The following is a 20351-nucleotide window of genomic DNA, read 5'->3' on the forward strand; positions in this document are numbered from 1 at the left end:
ATCTCTTGCACCGAAGGCAGGCGCTTGTGGATGGTCTCGGCACCCAGGTGGGTCATGTCCAACAGGATGTAATCCTTGTTGGGGCCGCAGCCTCGGCCTTCCTTGATTTCCTGGTCCATGGAGCGGGACACGAAGTCGCGCGGGGCCAGGTCCTTCAGGGTGGGGGCGTAGCGCTCCATGAAGCGTTCGCCATTGCTGTTGCGCAGGATGGCACCTTCGCCACGGCAGCCTTCGGTCAGCAACACGCCCGCACCGGCGACGCCGGTGGGGTGAAACTGCCAGAACTCCATGTCTTCGAGCGGGATGCCCGCACGTGCCGCCATGCCCAGGCCGTCACCGGTGTTGATGTAGGCGTTGGTCGAGGCTTGGTAAATGCGACCCGCGCCGCCTGTGGCAAACAGCACGGTCTTGGCGTGCAGAACCTGCACCTCGCCGGTTTCCATTTCAAGCGCGGTCACGCCGACAGCATCGCCTTCGGAGTCACGGATGAGGTCCAGCGCCATCCATTCGACGAAGAACTGGGTGCGGGCCTTGATGTTTTGCTGGTACAGCGTGTGCAACAGCGCGTGGCCAGTGCGGTCAGCGGCGGCGCAAGCGCGTTGCACGGGCTTTTCGCCGTAGTTGGCGGTGTGGCCACCGAAGGGGCGCTGGTAGATGGTGCCATCGGCATTGCGGTCAAACGGCATGCCGAAGTGTTCGAGCTCGTACACGACCTTGGGGGCTTCACGGCACATGAACTCGATGGCGTCCTGGTCGCCCAGCCAGTCGGAGCCCTTGATGGTGTCGTAGAAGTGGTAGTGCCAGTTGTCTTCTGACATGTTGCCCAGCGAGGCACCAATGCCGCCCTGCGCCGCCACGGTGTGCGAACGGGTGGGGAACACTTTGGACAGCACGGCCACGTTCAGGCCGGCCAGGGACAGCTGCAAGGAAGCACGCATGCCAGAGCCGCCGGCTCCGACGATGACAACGTCAAACTTGCGGGTGGGAATAGAAGAAGTAGTTGCGATCGCCATTATTTACAGTCTCCACAGCACTTGGATGGCCCAACCAGCGCAGCCCACGAGCCAGACGATGGTGAACACTTGCAGGCTCAGTCGGATGCCCACGGGTTTGATGTAGTCCATCCAGATGTCGCGCATGCCGACCCAGGCGTGGTAGGCCAGGGACAGGATGACCACGAAGGTCAGGACCTTCATCCATTGGTGCGAGAAGATGCCCGCCCATTTTTCGTAGCTGATGTGTTCGCCAAAGATGACCTGCAGCAGCAGCGCCACTGTGAACAGCGCCATCAGGCCAGCCGTGACGCGTTGCGCCAGCCAGTCGCGCAGGCCGTAGTGCGCGCCGACGACGACGCGTTTGGTACCGTAGTTTTTAGACATGGTGTTAATTATCCGCAGTCGAAATCAGAACAGGCCGAACAGCTTGGCGCCCAGGATCAGCGTCAGGCTGACGCTCAGGGCCAGGACCACGAGGGCCGAGTTGTGACCACTCTGCTTGCTCACCAAGTGGTGGTTGGCGTCCATCAGCAGATGGCGCACACCGGCGATGAAATGGTGCAAGTAGGCCCAGATCAGGCCCCAAGTGATGACATTGACCAAGATGGCCGGCAACCAGCCGGAGCCCGCCGTGAACACGGATTTGAACTCGTCGTACGAGATCTCAGAGGTCACGCTGGTATCAAACATCCAGACGATGAACGGCAGCAGAAGAAACATCACGACGCCACTGATGCGGTGCAGGATCGAGACGATCCCGGCCGGTGGCAATTTGTAGCTGACGATGTCAGTGACATGAATGTTCGTGAAGACGGGGCGTGGGGTTTTGGAGTTGTCAGCCATTTTTCCTGAAGGCTTCTGCCTTGCGTCAAAGAACAGTCAAAGGATGGGCGATTTTAAGGGCAATCCCTTGCACATCATCGAAGGGGTTAATTCAATTCGTTCCGATAGTGGTGGAACTCGGTCATGTAGAGCCCGCGGCGCAACTCAACAGGTTGATCATCGTACGTGTGGGACAGGCGCTCTACGCTCAAAAGCGGTGCGCCCACGGCGGTATTGAGCAGAGCGGCCTCAACATTGCCAGCAGCCACGGCCCGAATCTTTTCTTCGGCACGGATCATGCGCACGCCAAACTCAGTTTCAAACAGGCCGTACATCGGGCCTTTGTAGTCGCTCAGCCGCTCGGCCGTCAGGCCCTTGAACAGGTGCCCGGGCAGCCAGATGTCGTCCAGCACCACCGGCTTGCCGGCGAAATGCATGACGCGGCGCACTTCAACCACCATGTCACCAGCCTTGAGCTGCAGCAGGCGGGCGATGTCGGCCGGAGCGCGCAGGCGACGGCAATCGAGGAACTCACGCTGAACCGGGCCGGCATGCTCGGGCTGATCGGGCGTGAGGCGCAGAAAACGATATTGCACGCGCTCTTCGGCGTGGGTGGCCACATAGGTGCCCTTGCCCTGGCGGCGCAACAGCAGGTGCTCGGACGCCAGCTCATCGACTGCCTTGCGCACGGTGCCCTGGCTGACCTTGAAGCGGGCCGCCAACTCGATTTCGCTGGGGATGGCCTCGCCGGGGCGCCATTCACCGGCCTGCAGACTGCGCAAAATGAGCGACTTGATCTGCTGGTAGAGCGGGCTGAATGACGGCGATCCGACGCCAGACGCCGACACCTCGCCTGCGACCACAGAGGGCGGCTCGGCGGAGGCACCAGAGGCAGGCAAGGAAGGGGCCACTACAGCATGGGTTTTCACGGGAGTTGATTGCACCACAAGCCCCCGCTTTAGTCCACCCTCTGATGAAAGATGTCTTATATAAGACATAAGAGCATTGACGATTCGCGACACTGCCCCTAGACTGCGCACGACGCTACACTTGGGGGTTGTTACTACCCCACTTCTCTCCTCTTTTCTTTCGGAGTTGCACATGAGCAAATCACCCGTTCGCGTTGCCGTCACTGGCGCCGCTGGTCAAATTGGCTACGCCCTGCTGTTCCGCATTGCCTCTGGCGAAATGCTGGGCAAAGATCAACCCGTGATCCTGCAACTGCTGGAGATCGCTGACGAGAAAGCTCAGAACGCGCTGAAGGGCGTGATCATGGAACTCGAAGACTGCGCCTTCCCTCTGCTGGCCGGCATCGAAGCCCACAGCGATCCGCTGCAAGCCTTCAAGGACACCGACTACGCCTTGTTGGTCGGCGCACGCCCCCGCGGCCCCGGCATGGAGCGCGCCGACCTGTTGGCCGCCAACGCCCAGATTTTCACGGCTCAAGGCAAGGCCCTGAACGCCGTCGCTTCGCGCAATGTGCGCGTGCTGGTGGTGGGCAACCCCGCCAACACCAACGCCTACATCGCCATGAAGTCGGCCCCGGACTTGCCGGCCAAAAACTTCACCGCCATGCTGCGCCTGGACCACAACCGCGCTGCCTCGCAACTGGCCGCCAAGACTGGCAAGCCCGTGGCCTCGATCGAGAAGCTGGCCGTGTGGGGCAACCACTCGCCCACCATGTACGCTGACTACCGCTTTGCCACGATCGATGGCCAATCGGTCAAGGACATGATCAACGACGCGGTGTGGAACAGCGACGTGTTCCTGCCCACCGTGGGCAAGCGTGGCGCGGCCATCATCGCCGCCCGTGGCGTGTCGTCGGCGGCTTCGGCTGCCAACGCCGCCATCGACCACATGCGCGATTGGGCCTTGGGCACCAATGGCAAGTGGGTCACCATGGGCATCCCTTCCAAGGGCGAATATGGCATTCCGGCTGACATCATGTTTGGCTACCCCGTGACCTGCGAAGGCGGCGAATACAAGATGGTCGAGGGCCTGCCCATTGATGCTTTCTCGCAAGAGTGCATCAACAAGACCCTGGCCGAGCTGCAAGGCGAGCAAGACGGCGTCAAGCACCTGCTGTGATCCATTTCAGTTGAGCTTCAGCTGACACAAAAGCCGGCGACCTTCGGGTCAGCCGGCTTTTTTTCGCCTTCGATTGCACCAGAGTTGGATCAGGACAGGCGGAACACGGACACCACCGACGCTAGCTTGGCGGCCTGTTCCTTGAGGCTTTCAGCCGCGGCGGCCGACTCCTCGACCAAGGCGGCGTTTTGCTGGGTCATGCTGTCGAGTTGAGAGACCGCCGTGTTGACCTGGCTGATGCCTTCGGATTGCTCGGTGGAAGCAGAGGTGATCTCGCCGATGATGTCGGCCACGCGTTGCACCGAATCAACGATGGCGGCCATGGAGGTGCCGGCCTGGTTCACCAAGGCGGCGCCAGCTTCCACGCGCTCACTGGATGCCCCGATCAGCACCTTGATCTCGCCAGCCGCACTGGCCGCGCGCTGGGCCAGCGCCCTCACCTCAGCCGCCACCACGGCAAAGCCACGGCCCTGCTCGCCCGCTCGGGCGGCTTCCACCGCCGCGTTCAGCGCCAGGATGTTGGTCTGAAAAGCAATGCCATCGATGACGCTGATGATGTCGACGATGCGCTTGGAGCTTTGGGTGATCTCGGCCATGGTGGCCACCACTTGGGACACCACCTTGCCGCCGTTGGTGGCCGCCTGCGCCGCCCCGCCCGCCAGTTGGTTGGCGGTGCGGGCGGCATCGGCCGTGTGCCGGATGGTGCCGGAGATCTGCTCCATGGTGGAGGCGGTTTCCTCCAGGCTGGCAGCGGCTTGCTCGGTTCGGCTGGAGAGATCCTGGCTGCCCATGGCCACTTCCTGGCTGGCGGTCTGGATCGAGTCGGTGGATTGCCGCACCTCGCCCACGATGCTGCGCAAGGATTGCTGCATGTCCTCCAGGCTGCGGCACAGCTCGGACAATTCATCGCGCCCATCCATGGTGACGCGCTGGGACAAGTCGCCGCTGGCAATGACCTTGGTGGCCGACACCACCTGGTGCAAAGGCCCCGTCACCGAGCGGGTTATGACCCAGGCGCAGGCCACGCCGATCACCAGGCTGACCGCGGCCAGGGCCAACAGCAGCATCTGCGCCCGCGACACACGCTGGCGCGCCAAGACTGACTGCTCATCGGCGATCTGGCGCTGCACGGTCTGGTAGCCGTTGATGGCCGTGATGTAACGGGCGGCGGCGGGCAGGAGCTCGCTTTTCAAGGCGTCCTTGGCCCCCGGGTCGTCCATTTCCAGGAATGAAAAAATCGAATCGCGGGCTGTAATGTAGGCTTTGCGCTTGGCCGCGATGTCGTCGAATTGGGCTTTAACCTCGGGCGTGTCGACCAGGGCTTCCAGGCTTTTCTGAATCGCGCTGATGTCAGCGGACGTGCCTTTGATCAGGGGCGCGAAATGATCTTTCACTTCCTTGATGCCACCTGACTCGGCAATGGCCAGCGTCCGATTGACGTTGAGCAAGGTGAGGCTTTCCCACTTGAGCGCCGCCGTGGCCCGCGATTGCGCGTCGTTGCTGTGATTGACATCCCGGATCGTATGCGCGAGGCGAAACCACCCCACGCCGGCGATCAGGGCCGCCAATAGCAGCAGCAATCCAAAACCCAAACCCAAGCGCTGACCCAATTTGAGCTGATGAAGGTTCAACATGCGATGCACCTTGTGACGCTCGCAAACCGGGAGCGTGAGCGGTTCTGAAGGCTCGGCCCTGACTTAACCGCCGCGCGAGCGAGCGAGCGGTAGCCCTTGAGCACCCCGGTGCAGGCTCACGCGCGCACCATCAAAGCGGCGGCTTTCTCAGCCATCATCAACACGGGCGAATTGGGGTTGCCGCTGGTGATGGTGGGGATTATGCCCGCGTCGATCACCCGCAGGCCGGTCATGCCGATCACTTTGAACTGGCTGTCCACCACCGCCATCGGGTCGTCGGCCCGCCCCATTTTGGTGGTGCCCACCGGGTGGAAGATGGTGGTGGCAATGTCACCGGCCAAACGGGCCAAATCCTCGTCGGATTCAAACTGCACGCCGGGCTTCCACTCTGCAGGTTGGTACTTGGCCAAGGCTGGTTGGGCCACGATGCGGCGAGTCAAGCGCAGTGAATCCGCCGCCACTTGGCGGTCTTGCGGGGTGCTCAAATAGTTGGGCGCGATGGCGGGGGCATCTTCGAAGCGAGGGCTGGTGAGGCGCACCGTGCCCCGGCTGGTGGGGTTGAGGTTGCACACGCTGGCGGTGAAGGCACCGAAATCATGCAAAGGCTGGCCGAAGGCGTCCAGGCTCAAGGGCTGGACGTGGTACTGCAGGTTGGGGTGCGGTTGCGAAGCATCACTGCGCGTGAAAGCACCCAACTGGCTGGGCGCCATGCTCATGGGGCCGCTGCGGTTGAGCGCGTATTCCAGGGCAATGCGGGCTTTGCCCCAATGGCTTTGGAGCATGGTGTTCAAGGTCTTGGCACCCGTCACCTTGAACACGCTGCGGATCTGCAGGTGATCTTGCAGGTTGGCGCCCACACCGGGCAACTCGTGCAGCACGGGCAGGCCGTGCTGGCGCAAACACTCGCCAGGGCCGATGCCCGACAGTTGCAGGATCTGTGGGGACCCGATGCTGCCGGCGCTCAGGATCACCTCGCGGCTGGCTGCGGCGGTGACCATCTCGTGGCCGTTCCAGACTTGCACGCCCGTGCAACGTTGCGTGCCGTCCGGCTGTGCCTCGATCACCAGCCGAGCGACCTGGGCATGGGTCCACATCTCGAAGTTGAGGCGGTCGTAACAGGTGGGGCGCAAGAAGGCTTTGGCCGCGTTCCAGCGCAGGCCCTTGCGTTGGTTCACTTCGAAGTAGCCCACGCCTTCGTTGCAGCCACGGTTGAAATCCTGGGTGGCGGGGATGCCGACCTGCTGCGCGGCCAGGGCGATGGCGTCCAGCAGGTCCCAGCGCAAGCGCTGCTTTTCAACCCGCCATTCGCCGCTGGCGCCGTGCAGATCGTCCAGCCCCTGGTGGTGGTTTTCGTGCTGTTTGAAATAGGGCAGGACCTGGTCCCAGCGCCAGGTTTCATCGCCAGTGAGTGCGGCCCAGTGGTCGTAATCGCGGGCCTGGCCGCGCATGTAGATCATGCCGTTGATGCTGGAGGAGCCACCCAGCGTTTTGCCGCGTGGATAGGCCAGGCTGCGGCCATTGAGGCCGGGCTCGGGCTCGGTGCGGTAGAGCCAGTCGGTGCGGGCGTTGCCCATGCAGTACAGGTAGCCCACCGGGATGTGGATCCAGTGGTAATCGTCCTTGCCGCCGGCTTCAATCAGCAAGACTCGGCGCGAGGGATCGGCGGACAAGCGATTGGCCAGCAGGCAACCGGCCGTGCCAGCGCCGATGATGATGTGGTCGAAGGTGGGTTGGCTCATGGAGTAAGAGCATCCTACGTGAAAGCGCCGCCTTGAAAAAAATGTTTGCCAGTTGAAGGCTTGGGTCGACAAGAGGACAATGACCGAGGGCCTGCGCTTGCATTGCCTTGGTTTTCAAAGAGCAGAGAGGACGCCGCCTTGTCAACACTCAGCACCATCCATCCACGCCTGGCCTTGTTTGGTGCCGAGCAACGCTCCCCCAACCTGCCCGTGTGCGACCACTACGCGGGCATTGAAGCCCGCATGCGCAAGAGCCTGGCGCTGCAGGCTGACATGGCCTCACAAACCGATGGCCGAGCGGTGTTCGACGTGACGCTGGACCTGGAGGACGGCGCCCCCGTGGGCGGCGAGCACGAACAGGCGCTGCTGGTGGCCGAACTGCTCAACAGCCCGGCCAATGCCTGCGGACGCGTCGGCGCGCGGGTTCATGCGCCCAGCCACCCGCGCTTCGAGGACGACATCCAGACACTGATCCAGCAGGCGGGCCCTCGGCTGGCCTACCTGATGGTGCCCAAGGTGGCGGGCGAGGAGGAAACGAAGCGAGCGGTCGAGGCCATCAAGGCGGCGCGCCTGAAGCACGGTGTTGGCCACATCGTGCCGGTGCATGTGCTGATCGAGACGCACCACGCGCTGCAAGAGGTGGCGGCCATTGCTGCCTTGCCGGGGGTGGAGTCGCTGTCTTTCGGGCTGATGGATTTTGTGTCGGAGCACCGGGGCGCCGTCCCGGCTTCGGCCATGAGTGCGCAGGGCCAGTTCCACCATCCGCTGGTGCTGCGCGCCAAGCTGGAGATTGCCGCCGCTTGCCATGCCGCGCGCATCACGCCGTCCCATTGCGTGGTCACCGAGTTCAAGGATGCTCGGGCATTGGGGGTGGCCGCGGGGCGTGCTTCGCGTGAGTTGGGCTACACGCGCATGTGGAGCATCCACCCGGACCAGATCCCGGTGATCGTGGACGCGTTTGCGCCGGTGGCGGCCGAGGTGGATGATGCGGTGGCCATTTTGACGGCTGCTCAGCAGGCGCATTGGGCGCCCACGTCGTACCGCAGCGTTTTGCACGATCGGGCCAGTTATCGGCACTATTGGCATGTGCTGGAGCGGGCTTGGTTGACGGGGCAGCCATTGCCTGCGGAGATTGAGGCGGCGTTTTTTGGTTAGTGGCTTTGTTCTGGCAGCGCGGGGCGCGGGCTGGGGCGGTCTCCGGCAGGGCTTCAGCTTGGTGGTCCCGCTGTTAGCGGGACTGCCTTGCGATGCTCGTGCCAAGGTGGGGCCGTGGAACTCACTGCGAGGATTGCATCCGCTTCGTTCAAACAACCACGGCCAGTCAGATGACGATGCACGCTGTCGCGTGCCCACCTCGGCACTCCGCTTCTCAGCACCAAGCCAGGCGCCCCGCCGGAGACCGCCTCATCCCCGCCCCGCGCTGCCAAAACAAGACGCCCAGTTCTTCGCATGCGTTGACGAGACACACCCGAAGCCAGACTTGCCTGCTCATTTCTGGTTGGCCAAGGCCCGCTCAATGCGGTGAGGTGCCACCGTCGTTCGCGGCACTTTGCCCTTGAACCAGGTGCGCACGTCTTCTTCCAGGCCGATGCCGTGCATGAAGTTATAGATGGCTTTTTTCAGACCGACACCGAGCACATCGTGGTCAACCCCCGTGGGGTCGATGAAGGCGATGTCGTTCTTGGCGAAGGTGGTGGGCGGCAAGGCTTGCAGCTTGACGCCGTATTCCTGAGGGTTCTGGCCCACGGGCGAGTGCACCGTGCAGGCAAAACGGTGGAAGAAGCCCGACTGGATGCAGCCGTTGGCAAAGAGTTGACGCACGTACTCCAAGGCATCGACAGTGTCCTGCACCGTCTGCGTGGGGAAGCCGTACATCAGGTAGGCGTGGACCAGGATGCCCGCGTCGGTGAAGCCTTGGGTGACACGCGCCACCTGCTCCACCGACACGCCTTTTTTCATCAAGGTGAGCAGGCGATCAGAGGCCACTTCCAGGCCACCCGAAATGGCGATGCAGCCGCTGTCGGCCAACAGTTGGCACAGCTCAGGGCTGAAGGATTTTTCGAAGCGGATGTTGCCCCACCATGAGATGGACAACTGCCGCTTGATCAACTCGTGCGCGAGCGCCTTGAGCATCTTGGGCGGGGCGGCCTCGTCCACGAAATGGAAGCCGGTCTGGCCAGTCTCTTGGACGATGGCCTCGATGCGATCGACCAGCATTTCCGCCGTGGTGGTTTCGTAGCGCGAGATGTAGTCCAGACTGACATCGCAGAAGCTGCACTTCTTCCAGTAGCAACCATGGGCGATGGTCAGTTTGTTCCAGCGACCATCGGACCACAAGCGGTTCATGGGGTTGAGCATGTCCAGCAAGGACAGGTAGCGGTCCAGGGCCAGGCCATCCCAGGTGGGCGTGCCGACCTCGGCGAAAGGCACGTCGGGCTCGGCCATGTTCATGTAGCGGACCTGGCCGCTCTCAAGGTCTCGCACAAAGGTGCGCGACAGGCGCTGGGCTGAACGCTGGCCTTGAATGTGATCGAGCAAAGCCAGCAAGGGGCGCTCGCCGGCGTCCAACGTGACGAAGTCGAAGTAGTCGAACACACGGGGTTCGCTCAGCTCGCGCAACTCGGTGTTGACGAAGCCCCCGCCCAAGGCCAGCTTGATGCCGGGCCGCGCGGCCTTGATGGTCTGCGCCATGCGGAAGGCGGCGTACACCGCGCCCGGGAATGGCACGGAGATCAGCACCACATCGGGCTCGTGGCGTTCGATGGCGGCCAGGGTCAGGCGCTGCAAGGTGGTGTCGACCAGGTTGAGCGGCGCCTGCAAGGCCTGGTGCAAGGGCTCGAAGGTGGCCTGGCTTTGGGCCAGCGATTCGGCATAGCGCACGAACTCGAAACGAGGATCGACCGCGTCGCGCAGCACGTCAGCCAGGTCGTTCAAATACAAGGTAGCGAGGTGGCGGGCGCGGTCTTGCAAACCCAGGGCGCCAAACGCCCAGGCCAACGGGTCGCCACCGTCTTCGTCGATGTAGACGTCGAGCGAAGCGAAACGCGGCCCCTCGGGCAGGAAATGGCGGGTGTTGATGCGGTGCGCCAGCGTGGCGTCCCGGCCCTGCAAAAAAGCGATGGTGGGCGCCATGGTGGACAGGTAGCGCTCGAACTGCGCATCAAACGACCGCAGCGCCTTGGTGCGCTTGGCCTCGGGCACGACCTGAACACACGCGTGGATGCCCGGCAGGCCTTCGCGCGAGAACAGGGCCAGCACCAGGGCCAGCGCCAGGTCCTCCTGCACGGCATCTACCCCGCGAGAACGCAAGAAGCCCGTCAGGTAGGCGGTCGATGGGTAAGGCGTGTTCAGTTGCGTCATCGGGGGGATGACGGACAGCACGCGCAAGGGCTTGGCAAGGGACATGGTGGATACAGAGGGGGCAGCCGCCCATTTTGCCAGGGGTGGGCCGCTTCAGGGCTTGAGTTTGCGCCACAGGGTGGTGCGGCTGATGCCCAAGCGCGCGCTGGCCTGGGCGCGGTCGCCGCTGCATTCGGCCAGCACACGCAGAATTTCGGCACGCTCCGTCTCGGCCTGGCGCGCCTTCAAGGGCGGCAATGTGCCCATCGGCACCGATGCCAACAGCTCGGGTGCCGTGGCCTGAACAAAAGCGGCAGCGGCCTCCTGCGTCATGCGCACCTGGGCGGTTTCGGCGTAGGCCATCATCCGCTCGACGATGTTCTCCAGCTCGCGCACGTTGCCGGGCCAATCGTATGGCGCGGCTTGCTCAACCAGCGCGTCGATCAAGGGGCGAGTGCGCTCGACATCGAGCCTCAGCCTGGCGCAGACCTGCCGGTGCAGCGCCAGGGCAATGGGCAACAGGTCGTCCAGGCGGTCGCGCAAGGGGGGGATGTCGATCCGCAGGATGTTCAGGCGGTAGAACAGGTCCAGGCGGAACAGGCCGCGCTCGACGTGCGCCATCAGGTCGCGGTGGGTGGCGGCGATCACGCGCACATTGACGGGCGTAGGTTCGATGGCGCCCACGCGCAGCACCTCGCGCTCTTGCAGCACCCGCAGCAGGCGAGTCTGCAGTGACACGGGCATCTCGCCCACCTCGTCCAGAAAAATGGTGCCCTTGTGCGCGGCTTCGAACAGGCCGATTTTGCCGCCACGCCGGGCACCGGTGAAGGCGCCTTCTTCGTAGCCGAACAGCTCGCTTTCCAGCAGGGACTCGGACACCGCCGCGCAGTTCACGGCCACGAAAGGCAGCTCGCGGCGGTCGCTGGCCATGTGGATGCCCTGGGCGATCAACTCCTTGCCGGTGCCGCTTTCACCCATCAGCAGCACCGTGGCCTGGCTACCGGCGCAACGGCGGGCCAGCTGGCGGATGCGCTCGATCGCCGCGCTCTGCCCTAGAAACTGGTCCAGCTGATAGCGGGTGCCGGGCGCCTCCGGCTTGATGCGCGTGCGGATGTGACGGTCCACGCGCTGGATGGAGATGGGGTCCTGGCAGCTGAGCACCGCGCCGGTCAACACGCCTTGCTCGATGATGGGCATGCGGTTCACGATCAAGGCCTTGCCTTTGACGCGCTCGATCTTTTCCAACTCTTGCGTGGCCAGGCGCAAGGTGCTTTGCAGGCTCAAATCCGGGCTGAGCTCACTGAGTTTGCGGCCCAGCCATTGCGCGGGCAAGACGCCCAGCAATTGCGCCATGGCCGGGTTCAGGGTTTGAATGCGTTCTTGCTGATCGACCGCGATCACGCCGTCGCTGAGTTGCGCCAGGATGGTGTTGAGCCGCTCGCGCTTGGCCAGCTCGATGCGCGAGGCACGGGCCACCTCCAAGGCATCGTTCAGGGCTTCGCGCACGGCATCGCCGGAATACAAGAACACACCAGTCAGCCCCAACTGATCAGCCAGGTCGGCCACCATGCCGGAACCCACCAGCACGGTCACGCCCAGGTTTTTGAGCGCCTGCACGCAGCTCAGCGCTTCTTCCTCGGTGCGGTAACTTCGCTGCTCCACCGTCAGCTCGAACAGCTCGCTGAACGGCGCCATGTCGGGCGCCATGCCCTCGTAGGTCACCAAACCGACGCGTGACGACAGCCGCTTGGCGCGCGTCATGGCCTGCATCAGGTCGAAGCCACCCACCTTGACCAGCACGACGGGCATGTCAAGGTGCTGGCGCAAATAGCCGCCGTTGGAGCCCGCCGCCACGACCACGTCAATGGACCTGAGTGCGTGCAAAGCCTTCACCCGGGCCACGGCTTCTTCAAAGCCCACGTCCAGCACCTCAACGGTGGCCTGGCCCGCGAACTCGGGCGCCACCTCTTGCAGCATCTTGTTGATGCGGCGAAAGCCCACCGCCACAATCTGCGGCAAGCCGCCCCGGGTCGGAGAAATGACATAGGAGGTGGGCATGATGGGGTTCAACGCGTTTCATCCATGATGTTGCATTGTTCCACGGATGAAACGTTGTCGGTGTAAAAAGGCACAAAAACCAGCAAGCCGAACACCGCCTTGGCGAATAAAATCAAGCACTTGGCGGCCTGAGGCCCAAGCTGCGCCCTGACAAGGCCACCTGGCACAAGCGTTGCAAACATTGAGCATCCCCGCTGAAACCTGCTTCCCAAGTTGGAGAACTGACATGTCCCTCACGACCCCTGGCCAACGCTTTCGCCAAGCACTGAAAGACGAATCTCCGCTGCAAATCATTGGCGCCATCAACGCCAACCACGCTTTGCTGGCCAAACGGGCGGGTTACCGCGCCATCTATTTGTCAGGTGGCGGTGTGGCCGCGGGCTCGCTGGGCCTGCCCGACCTGGGCATCAACAACCTGGACGACGTGCTGACCGACGTGCGCCGCATCACCGACGTGTGCGATGTGCCCCTGCTGGTCGACATCGACACCGGCTTCGGCCCCAGTGCCTTCAACATGGCCCGCACCATCAAGAGCCTGATCAAGGCGGGCGCGGCTGCCTGCCACCTGGAGGATCAAGTGGGCGCCAAGCGCTGCGGCCACCGCCCCGGCAAAGAAATCGTCTCGACTGAAGAGATGGTGGACCGCGTCAAGGCCGCCGTCGATGCCAAAACCGACCCCGACTTCTTCATCATCGCCCGCACCGACGCCATCCAGGTGCACGGGGTTGATGCGGCCATTGAGCGCGCGATCAAGTGCGTGGAAGCCGGTGCCGATGCCATCTTTGTGGAAGCCGCCTACGATCTGCCCACCTACAAAAGATTCGTGGACGCCCTGAACGTGCCCGTGCTGGCCAACATCACCGAATTCGGCCAGACGCCGCTGTTCACGGTCGATGAATTGCGCAGCGTGAATGTGGGCATGGTGCTCTACCCGCTGAGCGCCTTCCGCGCCATGAACAAGGCTGCCGAGGCGGTCTACACTGCCATTCGCCGTGACGGCCACCAGAAGAATGTGGTGGACATCATGCAGACGCGTGAAGAGTTGTACGACCGCATTGGCTATCACGCGTTCGAGGGCAAGCTGGACGCCCTGTTCGCCGCCAAAAAATAACCCGATCGATTCCCTGCATCCGTTTTAGGAGAGAAAACGCATGAGCGCCACCCCAGAGACCACCACCCCCGGCTTCAAACCCAAGAAGTCCGTGGCCTTGTCCGGCACCACCGCAGGCAACACTGCCCTGTGCACCGTGGGCCGCACCGGCAACGACCTGGCTTACCGTGGCTACGACATCCTCGACCTGGCCCAGACCAGCGAGTTCGAAGAAATCGCCTACCTGCTGGTGCACGGCAAGCTGCCCACCCGCGCCGAACTGGCCTTCTACAAGACCAAGCTGAAGTCGCTGCGCGGCATCCCCGCCGGCCTGAAGACCGCGCTGGAGCAACTGCCCCCGTCCGCCCACCCGATGGACGTGATGCGCACCGGCGTGTCCGTGCTGGGCTGCCTGTCGCCCGAGAAGGACGACCACAACCACCCCGGCGCCCGCGACATCGCCGACAAGCTGATGGCCTCGCTGGGCTCGATGCTGCTGTACTGGTACCACTACAGCCACAACGGCAAGCGCATCGAGGTTGAGACCGATGATGACTCGATCGGCGGGCACTTCCTGCACCTGCTGCATGGCGTGAAGCCCCGTGACAGCTGGGTTCGCGCCATGCACACCTCGCTGATCCTGTACGCCGAGCACGAGTTCAACGCCTCGACCTTCGCCTCGCGAGTGGTCGCGGGCACGGGCTCGGACATGTTCTCGGCCATTGGCGGCGGCATTGGCGCTTTGCGCGGCCCCAAGCACGGCGGCGCCAACGAAGTCGCGTTTGAAATCCAGAAGCGCTACGACACCCCCGATGAAGCTGAGGCCGACATCCGCGCCCGCGTCGAGAAGAAGGAAGTCGTGATCGGCTTCGGTCACCCCGTCTACACCGTGAGCGACCCGCGCAACAAGGTCATCAAGCAAGTGGCGCACGAGCTGAGCCTGGAGCAGTCGAACACGAAGATGTACGACATCGCCGAGCGCCTGGAATCGGTGATGTGGGAAATCAAGAAGATGTTCCCCAACCTGGACTGGTTCAGCGCGGTCAGCTATCACATGATGGGCGTGCCCACCGCCATGTTCACGCCGCTGTTCGTGATCGCCCGCACCAGCGGCTGGTCAGCCCACGTGATCGAGCAACGCATTGACGGCAAGATCATCCGTCCTTCGGCCAACTACACCGGGCCCGAGGATCAGAAGTTCGTGCCGATCCAGGATCGCAAGTGAGCGTGAGCCTCCCCATGAACACCGCCTACCGCAAGAATCTGCCCGGCACCAAGCTGGATTACTTCGACGCGCGAGAAGCCGTCGATGCGATCAAGCCCGGTGCGTGGGCCACCCTGCCCTACACCTCGCGCGTGCACGCCGAGAACCTGGTGCGCAAGGCCGACCCGGCCATCCTGACGCAATCGCTGACGCAATTGATCGAGCGCCTGCGTGACCACGACTTTCCGTGGTTTCCGGCGCGCGTGGCCTGCCACGACATCCTGGGCCAAACGGCCTTGGTGGACCTGGCAGGCTTGCGCGATGCCATCGCCGACATGGGTGGCGACCCGTCCAAGGTGAACCCCGTGGTGCCCGTGCAGTTGATCGTGGATCACTCGCTGGCCGTGGAGTGCGGCGGGTTTGATCCCGATGCCTTCCAGAAGAACCGCGACATCGAAGATCGCCGCAACGAAGACCGCTTCCACTTCATCAACTGGACCAAGCTGGCCTTCGACAACGTCGATGTGATCCCCGCGGGGAACGGGATCATGCACCAGATCAATCTGGAGAAGATGTCCCCCGTCATCCACAACGACAAGGGCCTGGCCTACCCCGACACCTGCGTCGGCACCGATTCGCACACCCCGCACGTGGATGCGCTGGGCGTGGTCGCCATCGGCGTGGGCGGCCTGGAAGCCGAGAACGTGATGCTGGGGCGCGCCTCGTGGATGCGCCTGCCCGAGATCGTGGGCGTGAACCTGACGGGCAAGCGCCCGCCTGGCATCACCGCCACCGACGTGGTGCTGGCCATGACCGAGTTCTTGCGCAAGGCCAAGGTCGTGGGCGCTTACCTGGAGTTCTACGGCGAAGGCGTGCCCAGCCTGACCCTGGGCGACCGCGCCACGATCTCGAACATGGCCCCTGAGTACGGCGCCACCGCCGCCATGTTCAGCATCGACGAGCAAACCATCGAGTATTTGCGCCTGACCGGCCGCACCGACGAACAGATCAAACTGGTCGAGACCTACGCCAAGGTCGGCGGCCTGTGGTCCGACACCTTGAAGGACGCCGTCTACGAACGCACCCTGAGCTTCGACTTGTCGAGCGTGGTGCGCAACATGGCCGGCCCCTCGAACCCGCACGCTCGCGTGGCCACCACCGACATGGCGGCCAAGGGCATCAACGGCCCGTGGAGCATGCCTCTTGAGGGTGAAGGCACGATGCCCGATGGCGCCGTGATCATTGCCGCCATCACCAGTTGCACCAACACCTCCAACCCGCGCAACGTGATCGCGGCCGCCCTGCTGGCGCGCAACGCCAACCAACTGGGCCTCACGCGCAAGCCTTGGGTGAAGTCATCGCTGGCCCCTGGCTCCAAAACGGTCGAGCTGTACCTGAACGAAGCTGGCCTTCTGCAAGACCTCGAAAAGCTCGGCTTCGGCATCGTGGGCTTTGCCTGCACCACCTGCAACGGCATGTCGGGCGCGCTTGATCCGGTCATCCAGAAAGAGATCATTGACCGTGACCTCTACGCCACCGCTGTGCTGTCGGGCAACCGCAATTTCGATGGCCGCATCCACCCCTATGCCAAGCAGGCCTTCCTGGCCTCGCCCCCGCTGGTCGTGGCTTATGCGATTGCCGGCACCATCCGCTTCGACATCGAGCGCGACGTGCTGGGTGTGGTTGATGGGAAAGAAATCCGCCTGAAAGACATCTGGCCGTCAGACGAAGAGATCGACGCCATCGTCAAGTCTTCAGTGAAGCCCGAGCAGTTCCGCAAGGTCTACGAGCCGATGTTCGCGATTCAGCTGGATGCTGGCACCAAGGTCGACCCGCTGTACAACTGGCGCCCGCAAAGCACCTACATCCGCCGCCCGCCTTATTGGGACACCGAAGGCGTGGGCGCCCTGGCCGCCAACCCGCGAACGCTGAAGGGCATGCGCCCGTTGGCCATCCTGCCGGACAACATCACCACCGACCACCTGTCGCCGTCCAACGCGATCATGATGAACTCGGCCGCCGGTGAATACCTGCACAAAATGGGTTTGCCGGAAGAGGACTTCAACTCTTACGCCACCCACCGCGGTGACCACCTGACCGCCATGCGCGCCACCTTCGCCAACCCCACGTTGAAAAACGAAATGGTGGTTGACGCCGACGGCAAGGTGAAGGCCGGCTCGCTGGCCCGCATCGAGCCCGAAGGCCAAGTGGTGCGCATGTGGGAGGCCATGGAAACCTACCTGGACCGCAAGCAACCGCTGATCATCGTGGCCGGTGCCGATTACGGCCAGGGCTCTTCGCGCGACTGGGCTGCCAAGGGCGTTCGCCTGGCGGGTGTCGAAGCCATCGCGGCCGAAGGCTTCGAGCGCATCCACCGCACCAACCTGATCGGCATGGGCGTGATGCCCTTGGAGTTCAAGCCAGGCACCAACCGCTTGAGCCTGAACCTTGATGGCACCGAAACCTATGATGTTGAAGGTGAGCGCACACCCCGCGCAGACCTGATCCTGGTCATCAACCGCAAGAATGGTGACGTGGTCAAGGTGCCCATGACCTGCCGCCTGGACACGGCGGAAGAGGTCTCGGTCTACGAAGCAGGCGGCGTGTTGCAACGCTTTGCGCAGGATTTCCTGGCCTCCACCAAGGCAGCTTGAACGTCGCCCAACCTTGCGGCAGCGTCAATTTTGATGTCAAATAGCATCAAAATTGACGCGAGGATGCCATGAGAACCACCGTCACCATCGACGACGAGCTGTACGAAAAAGCCCTGGAAATGGCCGATCCGGCCATGGACAAGGCCGACCTGTTCCGTGAGGCCATCAAAACCTTTGTTCGCGTGCAGGCCGCCAAACGCCTGGCCGCGTTGGGTGATGCCAGCCCCAAGATGGCAGACATCCCCCGCCAGCGAGGCCCTTTGGCAACATGAGTAGCGCTGTGAGCGGTGTCCTGGTCGACACCTCGGTCTGGGTGGCGCACTTTCGCCAACGCAACACGGTACTCGTGAGCTTGCTGGCGGCCGACCAAGCCCTGATGCACCCCATGGTCCTGGGTGAAATGGCCTGCGGCACGCCCCCAGAACGAGCACGAACCTTGTCCGACCTGAGCTTGCTGCAAGCCACCCAGCAAGCCAACTTGCGCGAGGTCATGGCCTTTGTGGACCGCGAACAGTTGTACGGCCTGGGCTGCGGCCTCGTGGACATGAGCCTGCTCGCCTCGACCCTTTTGACCCCTGGAGCCCTGCTCTGGACACTCGACAAGCGCCTGGCCGAACTGGCCGCCCGATTCAAGGTGGCGCACTGCCCACCGCTGCATTGAAAGAAGCACGATGCCCCACGCCCCCCAAATCAAAGTCCCCGCCACCTACATCCGTGGCGGCACCAGCAAAGGCGTGTTCTTCCGCCTGCAAGACCTGCCGGCCTCGGCGCAAGTGCCGGGCAACGCCCGCGACCAGTTGCTGCTGCGCGTGATCGGCAGCCCCGACCCCTACGGCAAGCAAATCGACGGCATGGGCGGCGCCACGTCCAGCACCTCCAAGACGGTCATCCTGTCCAAGAGCGGTCAGGCCGACCACGATGTCGACTACCTGTTCGGCCAGGTTTCCATCGACAAGGCCTTCGTCGATTGGAGCGGCAACTGCGGCAACCTCTCGGCCGCCGTCGGCTCATTCGCCATCCAAGCCGGCCTGGTCGATGCCAGCCGCATCCCCGCCAACGGCATGGCCACCGTGCGCATCTGGCAAGCCAACATCGGCAAAACCATCGTCGCCCACGTGCCCATCACGAACGGCGAAGTGCAGGAAACCGGCGACTTTGAGCTGGACGGCGTGACCTTCCCGGCCGCCGAAGTGCAACTCGAATTCCTGGACCCGGCCGATGAAGGCGAAGACGGCGCGGGTGGCGCCATGTTCCCCACCGGCAACCTGGTCGATGACCTGGACGTGCCCGAGGATGTCGTCAAAGGCGGCACCCTCAAGGTCACCATGATCAACGCCGGCATCCCCACCATCTTCGTGAACGCCGAGGACATCGGCTACACCGGCACCGAGTTGCAAGACGCCATCAACGGCGACGCCAAGGCCCTTGAGCGATTTGAGGCCATCCGCGCCCACGGCGCCCTGCGCATGGGCCTGATCAAGGACGTGTCCGAGGCCGCCAAGCGCCAGCACACGCCCAAGGTCGCCTTCGTGGCCAAGCCCAAAGCCTACGTCTCATCCAGCGGAAAGCCCGTGGCCGAAGGCGACATCGACCTGCTGGTGCGGGCCATGTCGATGGGCAAGCTGCACCACGCCATGATGGGTACGGCCGCGGTCGCCATCGGCACCGCCGCCGCCATCCCCGGCACGCTGGTGAACTTGGCCGCTGGCGGCGGCGCCCGCAGTGCCGTTCGCTTCGGCCACCCCTCGGGCACCCTGCGCGTGGGCGCCGAAGCCACCCAGGTCAATGGCGAATGGACCGTGAAAAAAGCCGTCATGAGCCGCAGCGCCCGGGTGCTGATGGAAGGCTGGGTCCGCGTGCCGGGCGACTTTTTCTAACAAATGGCCGGGCGGATTGGTGGCAAGATCAGCCTCCAATCCGCCTCCTGACCAACGCCCGTGATCGGAACCCCCATTCAAATGAGTCTCCAAAACAAGCGTACCCGCCGCATCCGCACCGCGGCCATCACCGTGGGCATCCTGCTGGGCATGACGGCGGGCGCCTTCAGCTCACAGGCGCACGCCGCCACCGAAACCGCGACCCAACCCGCGGCCAAAGTCAAAGCCAAAGTCAAAGCCAAGGCCAAGCCCGCCAAAAAGGGCGCCGTGGCCGAAAAATTCGTGCCCTTGCCCGAAGCATCGCCCGAACAATTGGCCGCCGCCAGCCGCGTGCTGATCGGCCGCTACGAGTGCGAGTTCAGCAAAAAACTGCTGATTGACGCCAACGACACCAACCGTGGCTACTTCAACATCCGCCAAGACAAGCAGACCTGGGTGGTCAAGCCCGTGTTGTCCAGCACCGGTGCCGTCCGCCTGGAAGACACCAAAGACACCGTCCTGGTGATCCAGATCCTGACCAAATCCATGCTGCTGAACGTCAAAACTGGCCACCGCATGGTGGACGGTTGCGTGCATGAAGTGCAACGCGCCGCCGAAGAAGAGTTGCGCAAGAACCCGCCCAAATCGGTGTTCGACACGCCGGCCCCCGATGCGGCCAGCGCACCAAAGTAAGTCATTCTCATTCACCCCATTTCGCACCAAATCCATTGATTTGCAGGTGATCTGAGGGTGACATGAACCCCATTCCTGGGCGAAAATAGCGGTCTGCGCGGAAATTGCTTGTGCCTTGCCCAGGTGCAAGTTGCCATTGCCCGCATTCCGTTTTTCGACGCCCGAGCCTCGAGCATCCA

Annotated in this window: 17 protein-coding genes; 9 read left to right on the forward strand and 8 right to left on the reverse strand. The window is 63.3% G+C overall.

From position 1 onward, the window contains the following. The 4 genes from H7225_RS09030 to H7225_RS09045 all read right to left on the reverse strand — a co-directional run. The coding region (locus H7225_RS09030) for an FAD-binding protein (RefSeq protein WP_290661004.1) at positions 1-1013 on the reverse strand (1013 nt) is incomplete at its 3' end. Positions 1014-1016: 3 nt separating this feature from the next. Continuing rightward, positions 1017-1379 carry a succinate dehydrogenase, hydrophobic membrane anchor protein gene (gene sdhD / locus H7225_RS09035; RefSeq protein ID WP_290661006.1) on the reverse strand — a complete coding sequence of 121 codons (363 nt, stop codon included), beginning with the start codon at positions 1377-1379 and terminating at the stop codon, positions 1017-1019. 24 nt (positions 1380-1403) lie between these two features. Next, complete coding sequence (sdhC, locus tag H7225_RS09040; RefSeq protein ID WP_290661007.1) at positions 1404-1838, reverse strand: succinate dehydrogenase, cytochrome b556 subunit; 435 nt, start codon at positions 1836-1838, stop codon at positions 1404-1406. Between the two features lie 86 nt (positions 1839-1924). Then, a complete protein-coding gene (locus H7225_RS09045) occupies positions 1925-2746 on the reverse strand; it encodes a GntR family transcriptional regulator (protein WP_290661009.1) in 822 nt (273 codons plus the stop codon). A 172-nt stretch (positions 2747-2918) separates the two neighbouring features. On the opposite strand from H7225_RS09045, the gene H7225_RS09050 reads away from it, so the two are divergent. Further along, entirely contained in the window at positions 2919-3905 is a 987-nt protein-coding gene (locus H7225_RS09050) for a malate dehydrogenase (protein WP_290661011.1), read from the forward strand. Between the two features lie 89 nt (positions 3906-3994). Here the strand turns inward: H7225_RS09050 and H7225_RS09055 are convergent, their stop codons facing one another. Further along, entirely contained in the window at positions 3995-5539 is a 1545-nt protein-coding gene (locus H7225_RS09055) for a methyl-accepting chemotaxis protein (protein ID WP_290661013.1), read from the reverse strand. 116 nt (positions 5540-5655) lie between these two features. Further along, the gene (locus tag H7225_RS09060) at positions 5656-7278 is read right to left on the reverse strand and encodes a GMC family oxidoreductase N-terminal domain-containing protein (RefSeq protein ID WP_290661015.1); all 1623 of its coding nucleotides are present in this window, start codon (positions 7276-7278) and stop codon (positions 5656-5658) included. Between the two features lie 138 nt (positions 7279-7416). Between H7225_RS09060 and H7225_RS09065 the strand changes: the two genes are divergently transcribed. Beyond that, positions 7417-8433 (forward strand): aldolase/citrate lyase family protein, encoded by a 1017-nt coding sequence (locus H7225_RS09065; RefSeq protein ID WP_290661017.1) that lies wholly within the window; start codon positions 7417-7419, stop codon positions 8431-8433. Positions 8434-8766: 333 nt separating this feature from the next. On the opposite strand, the gene H7225_RS09070 is transcribed toward H7225_RS09065, so the two are convergent. After that, the gene (locus tag H7225_RS09070; RefSeq protein ID WP_290661019.1) at positions 8767-10683 is read right to left on the reverse strand and encodes a radical SAM protein; all 1917 of its coding nucleotides are present in this window, start codon (positions 10681-10683) and stop codon (positions 8767-8769) included. A 48-nt stretch (positions 10684-10731) separates the two neighbouring features. After that, the gene (prpR, locus tag H7225_RS09075) at positions 10732-12675 is read right to left on the reverse strand and encodes a propionate catabolism operon regulatory protein PrpR (protein WP_290661021.1); all 1944 of its coding nucleotides are present in this window, start codon (positions 12673-12675) and stop codon (positions 10732-10734) included. Between the two features lie 226 nt (positions 12676-12901). Between prpR and prpB the strand changes: the two genes are divergently transcribed. From prpB to H7225_RS09110, 7 genes are all read left to right on the forward strand, one after another. Beyond that, a complete protein-coding gene (prpB, locus tag H7225_RS09080; protein WP_290661023.1) occupies positions 12902-13786 on the forward strand; it encodes a methylisocitrate lyase in 885 nt (294 codons plus the stop codon). A gap of 40 nt (positions 13787-13826) precedes the next feature. Then, a complete protein-coding gene (gene prpC / locus H7225_RS09085) occupies positions 13827-14990 on the forward strand; it encodes a 2-methylcitrate synthase (protein ID WP_290661025.1) in 1164 nt (387 codons plus the stop codon). Between the two features lie 14 nt (positions 14991-15004). Next, a complete protein-coding gene (acnD, locus tag H7225_RS09090; protein ID WP_290661028.1) occupies positions 15005-17623 on the forward strand; it encodes a Fe/S-dependent 2-methylisocitrate dehydratase AcnD in 2619 nt (872 codons plus the stop codon). Positions 17624-17691: 68 nt separating this feature from the next. Further along, the gene (locus tag H7225_RS09095) at positions 17692-17895 is read left to right on the forward strand and encodes a type II toxin-antitoxin system VapB family antitoxin (protein WP_290661030.1); all 204 of its coding nucleotides are present in this window, start codon (positions 17692-17694) and stop codon (positions 17893-17895) included. Beyond that, on the forward strand, positions 17892-18284 hold the full coding sequence (locus H7225_RS09100) for a PIN domain-containing protein (protein ID WP_290661032.1): 393 nt from the start codon (positions 17892-17894) through the stop codon (positions 18282-18284). The genes H7225_RS09095 and H7225_RS09100 overlap by 4 nt, the downstream gene beginning before the upstream one ends. A gap of 10 nt (positions 18285-18294) precedes the next feature. Further along, on the forward strand, positions 18295-19500 hold the full coding sequence (gene prpF / locus H7225_RS09105; protein ID WP_290661034.1) for a 2-methylaconitate cis-trans isomerase PrpF: 1206 nt from the start codon (positions 18295-18297) through the stop codon (positions 19498-19500). An 81-nt stretch (positions 19501-19581) separates the two neighbouring features. Further along, on the forward strand, positions 19582-20172 hold the full coding sequence (locus H7225_RS09110; protein ID WP_290661036.1) for a hypothetical protein: 591 nt from the start codon (positions 19582-19584) through the stop codon (positions 20170-20172). Positions 20173-20351 lie beyond the last annotated feature (179 nt).

Source organism: Aquabacterium sp. (assembly GCF_014378415.1).
GTDB lineage: Bacteria > Pseudomonadota > Gammaproteobacteria > Burkholderiales > Burkholderiaceae_C > Aquabacterium.

What these genes read in the sequence shown, in the direction of transcription:
- sdhD (WP_290661006.1), bottom strand. Translation starts at nt 1,379, where the DNA reads ATGTCTAAAAACTACGGTACCAAACGCGTCGTCGTCGGCGCGCACTAC.
- sdhC (WP_290661007.1), bottom strand. Translation starts at nt 1,838, where the DNA reads ATGGCTGACAACTCCAAAACCCCACGCCCCGTCTTCACGAACATTCAT.
- H7225_RS09050 (WP_290661011.1), top strand. Translation starts at nt 2,919, where the DNA reads ATGAGCAAATCACCCGTTCGCGTTGCCGTCACTGGCGCCGCTGGTCAA.
- H7225_RS09055 (WP_290661013.1), bottom strand. Translation starts at nt 5,539, where the DNA reads ATGTTGAACCTTCATCAGCTCAAATTGGGTCAGCGCTTGGGTTTGGGT.
- H7225_RS09060 (WP_290661015.1), bottom strand. Translation starts at nt 7,278, where the DNA reads ATGAGCCAACCCACCTTCGACCACATCATCATCGGCGCTGGCACGGCC.
- H7225_RS09070 (WP_290661019.1), bottom strand. Translation starts at nt 10,683, where the DNA reads ATGTCCCTTGCCAAGCCCTTGCGCGTGCTGTCCGTCATCCCCCCGATG.
- prpR (WP_290661021.1), bottom strand. Translation starts at nt 12,675, where the DNA reads ATGCCCACCTCCTATGTCATTTCTCCGACCCGGGGCGGCTTGCCGCAG.
- prpB (WP_290661023.1), top strand. Translation starts at nt 12,902, where the DNA reads ATGTCCCTCACGACCCCTGGCCAACGCTTTCGCCAAGCACTGAAAGAC.
- prpC (WP_290661025.1), top strand. Translation starts at nt 13,827, where the DNA reads ATGAGCGCCACCCCAGAGACCACCACCCCCGGCTTCAAACCCAAGAAG.
- acnD (WP_290661028.1), top strand. Translation starts at nt 15,005, where the DNA reads ATGAACACCGCCTACCGCAAGAATCTGCCCGGCACCAAGCTGGATTAC.
- H7225_RS09095 (WP_290661030.1), top strand. Translation starts at nt 17,692, where the DNA reads ATGAGAACCACCGTCACCATCGACGACGAGCTGTACGAAAAAGCCCTG.
- H7225_RS09100 (WP_290661032.1), top strand. Translation starts at nt 17,892, where the DNA reads ATGAGTAGCGCTGTGAGCGGTGTCCTGGTCGACACCTCGGTCTGGGTG.
- prpF (WP_290661034.1), top strand. Translation starts at nt 18,295, where the DNA reads ATGCCCCACGCCCCCCAAATCAAAGTCCCCGCCACCTACATCCGTGGC.
- H7225_RS09110 (WP_290661036.1), top strand. Translation starts at nt 19,582, where the DNA reads ATGAGTCTCCAAAACAAGCGTACCCGCCGCATCCGCACCGCGGCCATC.